The 5,680-nt window shown below is 77.2% G+C and carries 8 protein-coding genes; 3 read left to right on the plus strand and 5 right to left on the minus strand.

Annotation, left to right across the window (positions count from 1 at the left end; genetic code table 11):
• From ABEB16_RS09525 to ABEB16_RS09535, 3 genes are all read right to left on the minus strand, one after another.
• Positions 1-800 (minus strand): SURF1 family cytochrome oxidase biogenesis protein (locus tag ABEB16_RS09525; protein WP_345712021.1); only part of this gene is annotated, 800 nt, incomplete at its 3' end.
• Between the two features lie 77 nt (positions 801-877).
• Positions 878-1,189 carry a hypothetical protein gene (locus ABEB16_RS09530; protein WP_425560148.1) on the minus strand — a complete coding sequence of 104 codons (312 nt, stop codon included), beginning with the start codon at positions 1,187-1,189 and terminating at the stop codon, positions 878-880.
• Between the two features lie 53 nt (positions 1,190-1,242).
• Positions 1,243-1,638: a DUF3099 domain-containing protein gene (locus ABEB16_RS09535; RefSeq protein WP_345712022.1), complete on the minus strand. Its 396-nt coding sequence runs from the start codon at positions 1,636-1,638 to the stop codon at positions 1,243-1,245.
• A gap of 89 nt (positions 1,639-1,727) precedes the next feature.
• On the opposite strand from ABEB16_RS09535, the gene fabG reads away from it, so the two are divergent.
• From fabG to ABEB16_RS09550, 3 genes are all read left to right on the plus strand, one after another.
• On the plus strand, positions 1,728-2,438 hold the full coding sequence (gene fabG / locus ABEB16_RS09540) for a 3-oxoacyl-ACP reductase FabG (RefSeq protein ID WP_345712023.1): 711 nt from the start codon (positions 1,728-1,730) through the stop codon (positions 2,436-2,438).
• A gap of 111 nt (positions 2,439-2,549) precedes the next feature.
• A complete protein-coding gene (gene fabI, locus ABEB16_RS09545) occupies positions 2,550-3,317 on the plus strand; it encodes an enoyl-ACP reductase FabI (RefSeq protein WP_345712024.1) in 768 nt (255 codons plus the stop codon).
• Positions 3,318-3,326: 9 nt separating this feature from the next.
• Positions 3,327-3,464 (plus strand): hypothetical protein, encoded by a 138-nt coding sequence (locus tag ABEB16_RS09550; protein ID WP_345712025.1) that lies wholly within the window; start codon positions 3,327-3,329, stop codon positions 3,462-3,464.
• Positions 3,465-3,535: 71 nt separating this feature from the next.
• Here ABEB16_RS09550 and serB read toward each other — a convergent pair whose 3' ends face one another.
• Positions 3,536-4,759, minus strand: coding sequence for a phosphoserine phosphatase SerB (serB, locus tag ABEB16_RS09555; RefSeq protein WP_345712026.1), 1,224 nt, complete (start codon positions 4,757-4,759; stop codon positions 3,536-3,538).
• Between the two features lie 93 nt (positions 4,760-4,852).
• Entirely contained in the window at positions 4,853-5,629 is a 777-nt protein-coding gene (locus ABEB16_RS09560; RefSeq protein WP_345712028.1) for an LLM class F420-dependent oxidoreductase, read from the minus strand.
• Positions 5,630-5,680: the final 51 nt, after the last annotated feature.

The following is a 5,680-nucleotide window of genomic DNA, read 5'->3' on the forward strand; positions in this document are numbered from 1 at the left end:
GGCGCGGGTGCACCCGGCGGGGAGCCGGCGCCGGTGCCCGCTGCGGTGGCCGCGCCGGCGGCGGCGCGCGCCTGCAGCTCCCGGCGCCCGGCGACCACCCACACCCCCAGCGCGGCCAGCGCGAAGCAGTACCACTGCACCGTGTACGCCAGGTGCGGGCCCTCGTCGGTGGCCGGGCGCGGCAGGGCCGCCGGAAGCTGCGCCGGCCGCGGCTGCTCGGCGACCAGCCGCCCGTACGCCTGCAGCAGCGGGTAGGGCAGCTGGTCGGCCGCCTGCGGCAGCGAGATGGTCTGCAGCTGCCCCGCCACCTCCGCGCGCCCGGGGCGGGTGGCCTCCCCGGCCCGCAGCCGCACCGTCACCTCCACCTCGCCCTGCGGCGGGGCGGGCACGGCGTCGGGGGAGCTGCTGCTGCGCCCGGCGGGCACCCAGCCGCGGTCGACGAGCAGCGCGCTGCCGTCGTCCAGGCGCAGCGGGACGAGGACCTCGTAGCCGTTGGCGCCGTCCAGCGGCCGGTTGCGCACCAGGAGGGTGCCCGCGGCGTCGTAGCGCCCGCGCACCGTCACGGGCGTCCACAGCGCCGAGGTGGGCAGCGCGGCCGCCGCGGAGGGCAGCACCTCGGCCAGCGGGCGCGCGGGGGCGTCGTAGTTGGCGACCAGCGGTGCGTTGCGCTCCAGGCGGTCCTGGCGGCGGTGCCACTGCCACTGCCCCAGCAGCACGCAGGCGCACGCCACCGCCACGGCCACGGCCAGCCCGCCCTGCCAGCGCCGCTCGCGCAGCAGGCTGAGCACGGACGTCGGCACCGCCCCACTGTAGGCAGCCCCCCAGGGCGGTCTGCGCGCCGCCCCGCCCGCCGTGCCCTGCCCGTGCGGACCCGGCCTCAGCCGCGCAGGTCCTGCGCGGCGACGGTCTCGCGCAGGAAACCGCGCAGGTCCAGGAAGTCGGCCAGGTGCTGGCGGTGCTGGGGGCACGCCAGCCACGTCTTGCGCCGCTCGGGGGTGTGCAGGCTGGGGTTGTTCCACCGCAGGCCGAAGGCGGCGGAGGAGGTGCAGCCGCGGGCGCTGCACACCAGGTCCGAGGGCGGCTCGTGCGCGCCGTCGGGCCCGGCGCTGCCCGGCAGGGCGGACCCCTGGGCGCCGGTGGCGGGTCGGGGCGGTGCGGTGAGCAGGTCGCGCTGGGGCGTCGTCTCCACCTCGGCAGTGTGGCACCGCCGCCCGGCGGTGGCGACGTGCGCCGCGCGGGCGTTCAGGGGCGCGGGCCGGTGCCCTCATCCACCACGCGCCCCTCGACGACGTCGCCGGGGGCGCCGGTGGCCGCGGCCGCCGGCAGGGACGGCAGCTCGATCACCTGCGGTGCCACCGGCGGCACGGGCGCGTCGTGGTGCTCGCGCCCGGCGTTGGCCAGCACCACGGCCACGTAGGGCAGGAACACCGCGGCGGCCACGAACGCCCAGCGCACGGGGTGGTCGACGAACACGGCCAGCAGGAAGCAGATGGTGCGGATCACCATGGACACGATGTACTTGCGGTAGCGCACGCCGATGTCGTCGGTGTGCGCCGTGGGGGCGGCGCTGATGCGGTAGACGTCTGCCGGCGCGGCGCCCGCGCGGGGAGAGGACCCGGTGGTCCGGGAGCGGTGCACGAGCCCACCGTAGGCTCCGGCGCCGACATCCGCAGGGGCGGGCGGGCGCTGGCGGGAGGCGGGGCGCCGATGCGTTAGCGTCCCGCCTCGTGCCAGAACCCAGGAGCGTCCTCGTGACCGGCGGCAACCGCGGCATCGGCCTGGCCGTCGCCCGCGCCTTCGCCGCCGCCGGCGACCGGGTGGCCGTCACCCACCGCAGCGGCCAGGCCCCCGAGGGGCTGCTGGGGGTGCGCGCCGACGTCACCGACACCGCCGCCGTCGACGCCGCCTTCGCGCAGGTGGAGGCCGCGCACGGGCCGGTGGAGGTCCTCGTGGCCAACGCCGGCGTCACCCGCGACCAGCTGCTGCTGCGGATGAGCGACGAGGACTTCGCCACCGTCGTGGACACCAACCTCGCCGGCGCCTTCCGCTGCGCCCGCCGCGCCAGCAAGGGGATGATCCGCCTGCGGCGCGGTCGCATCGTGCTGGTCTCCAGCGTCAACGCCCTCTCCGGGGCCGCCGGGCAGGCCAACTACGCCGCCAGCAAGGCCGGGCTGGTGGGCATGGCCCGCTCCGTGGCCCGCGAGCTGGGCGGGCGGGGCATCACCACCAACGTCGTCGCGCCGGGGTTCGTGGAGACCGACATGACCGCCGTGCTGGCCGAGGACGTGCGCGCCAAGGCCCTGGCCGCCATCCCCGCCGCCCGCTTCGGCACCGTCGAGGACGTCGCCGCCGCCGTCCTCTTCCTGGCCAGCCCCGCCGCCGGCTACGTCAACGGCGCGGTGCTGCCCGTCGACGGCGGCCTCGGCATGGGCCACTGAGCCGCACCCGGCCGCACGCACCACCGCACACCCCGTCCACCCGCCCCGCTCTGTCCACCCGCCCCGCTCTGTCCACCCGCCCCGCTCGCACCGCACGGAAGGACCCCGCAGATGGGACTGCTCGACGGCAAGAGGCTGCTGATCACCGGCGTGCTCACCGACCGATCCATCGCCTTCGCCGCCGCGAAGCTGGCCCAGGAGCAGGGCGCCAGCGTCGTGCTGTCCTCCTTCGGGCGCCAGGCGAAGATCACCTCCACCATCGCCAGGCGGCTGCCGCAGCCGGCGCCGGTCATCGAGCTGGACGTCACCAGCGGCGAGGACCTCACCGCGCTGCCGGAGCGGGTGCGCGAGCACACCGACGGCCTGGACGGGGTGCTGCACTCCATCGGCTTCGCACCCAAGACCGCCATGGGCGGCAACTTCCTGGCCACGCAGTGGGACGACGTGGCCACCGCCGTGCAGGTCTCGGCGTTCTCGCTGAAGTCGCTGGCGGTGGCGGCCCTGCCGCTGATGGGGTCCGGTGGCGCCGTGGTGGGCCTGACGTTCGACGCGCGGGTGGCCTGGCCGGTCTACGACTGGATGGGCGTGGCCAAGGCCGCCTTCGAGTCCACCGCCCGCTACCTGGCCCGCGACCTGGGCCCCAAGGGGGTGCGGGTCAACGTCGTCTCCGCCGGTCCGCTGCGCACCACCGCCGCCACCTCCATCCCCGGCTTCGAGACGCTGGAGGGCACCTGGAGCGAGCGCTCGCCGCTGGGCTGGGACGTCAACGACGCCTCCACCGCCGGGCGCGCCTGCGTGGCGCTGCTGTCGGACTGGTTCCCCGCCACCACGGGGGAGATGGTGCACGTCGACGGCGGCTTCCACGCCATGGGTTCCTGAGGGGCGCCGGTGTCCGGCACACCACCGCCGGTGCCCCCGCCGCCGCAGGGCTCCGGCGCCCGCCGGCTGCTGCTGCTGGCCGGGCTGATGGTGCTCATCGTGGCGGTGCTGGCCGCGGTGGCCACCTGGGCCAGCACCAACGGCTGACCGGCCCCCGCCGCTCCGCCACCGCCAGCACCCGCTGCGCTGCCGGCCGCGCCGGGTGCCGCCGGCGGCGATCAGCCGTCGGCGGCGTCGGCCTCCGCCACCTCCTCGCGGCTGATGCCCAGCAGGTGCAGCACCGCGTCCAGGTAGGGCACGTTCACCGCGGCGTGGGCCTGCGCGCGCACCACCGGCTTGGCGTTGAACGCCACCCCCAGCCCGGCCGCGGCGAGCATGTCCAGGTCGTTGGCGCCGTCGCCGATGGCCACCGTGCGCGCCAGCGGCAGCCCCTCGGCGGCGGCGAAGTCGCGCAGGGCCTCGGCCTTGGCGGCCCGGTCCACGACCGGGCCCACGACGCGGCCGGTGAGGCGCCCGGAGACCACCTGCAGCCGGTTGGCCCGCACGTGGGTGATGTCCAACGAGGCGGCCAGCGGCCCCACGACCTCCAGGAAGCCGCCGCTGACCACCCCGAGGGTGAACCCCAGCCGCCGCAGCGTGCGGCACAGGGTGCGCGCGCCCGGGGTCAGCTGCACCGCGGCGCGCACCTCCTCCAGCACCTGCACCGGCAGCCCCGCCAGGCAGCCGACGCGCTGCACGAGGGACTGGGCGAAGTCGATCTCCCCGCGCATCGCGCGGGCGGTGACCTCGGCGACCTCCGCCTCCCGCCCGGCGTGGGCCGCCAGCAGCTCGATGACCTCCTGGCGGATGAGGGTGGAGTCCACGTCCATCACCACCAGGCGGCTGCCGCGGCGGGCCAGGCCGGCGGGGGAGAGCGCCACGTCCACGCCGTGGGCGCCGGCGGTCGCGGTCAACGCCCGCCGCAGCGGATCGGTCTCGGCCGGCGCGTCGAAGGACACGTCCAGCTCCAAGGTGGTGACGGGCCGGCGCGAGAGGCGGCGGATGCGGTCGACGTTGGCGCCGCGCTCGGCCAGCAGGGTGGTGATCGCGGCCACCGCCTCCGCGCGCAGCGGCGCGGCCAGCAGCGTCACGTGCAGCCGGCCGGGGCGGCGGGGGGCGTTGTCGCCCGAGCCGCGCTCGCAGCGCAGGTGCAGGCCCGCGGCCGCGGCCGCCGGTGCCGGCGCGGCCTCCACCGCCCCGGGCGCCGCGCCCTCGGTGAGCAGCAGCGCCAGGCTGAGGTGGCCGCGCACCACGATCTGCTCCACGTCGAGCACCTCCACCCCCAGGGCCTGCACCGCGCGCAGCAGCGCGGCCGTCAGGCCGGGGCGGTCCCTGCCGGAGAGCGTGGCCAGCACGGTCGTCTCCGCGGCGGTGGGGGGCGGGGCGTCGGTGGCGGCGGGCACGGACGCCGAGGCTACCGCCCGGGCGGTGGGCGCCCCGCCGGTGCGCGACCGCCCGGGACACCCACCGCCCGGGACACCCATCGGCGCCCGGGCTCAGGCGTTCTTCTCGTCCCGCCAGGCGATCCACTCCCGCACCCGGCCCAGGTCGTAGCGCGGGCCGTCGACGCTGATGGTGAACAACCGGGTACCGACGGCGTGCAGCGCCTCCCCCTCGGCGGGGTCGCCCGCCACGTCGGTGGAGCGCTCGATCTCGGCGGGGTCGCGCTCCAGGCGGGCGCACCAGTCGTCGAGCACGGCGTGCTTGCGGGCGATGGTGTCCACGTCGCCGAAGCCGTGCCAGATGTCGGCGTGGCGGGCGACGATGCGCAGCGTCTTGCGCTCCCCGCCGCCGCCGATCAGGACGGGCACGTGCCGGGTGGGGGCCGGGTTGAGCCTGCCCAGGCGGGCCTCGATGCGGGGCAGCGCCGCGGCCAGGTCGTCCAGGCGCCCACCCGCGGTGCCGAAGTCGTAGCCGTACTCGCTGTAGTCGCGCTCGAACCAGCCGGACCCGATGCCCAGCACCAGGCGCCCCGTGCCCCCCTCGCGGGCGGAGATGTGGTCCACGGTGCGGACCATGTCGGCCAGCAGCTCGGGGTTGCGGTAGGTGTTGCACGTCACCAGCGCGCCGATCTCGACGCGGCTGGTGGCCTCGGCCCAGGCGGCCAGCACCGTCCAGCACTCGAAGTGGGCGCCGTCCGGATCGCCGGTCAGCGGGAAGAAGTGGTCCCAGTTGAAGAGGACGTCCGCGCCGGCCTCCTCCACCGCGGCGGCGGCGCGGCGGATGTCGGCGTAGGCGGCGTGCTGGGGCTGGATCTGCACCCCGATGCGCACCGGGCGCGCGGCGCCGTCGGGGGTGCGGGCACCGGCGGGTGCGGGGGAGGT

The sequence above is a fragment of the Kineococcus glutinatus genome, assembly GCF_039542765.1.
GTDB classification, from domain to species: Bacteria; Actinomycetota; Actinomycetes; order Actinomycetales; family Kineococcaceae; genus Kineococcus_A; species Kineococcus_A glutinatus.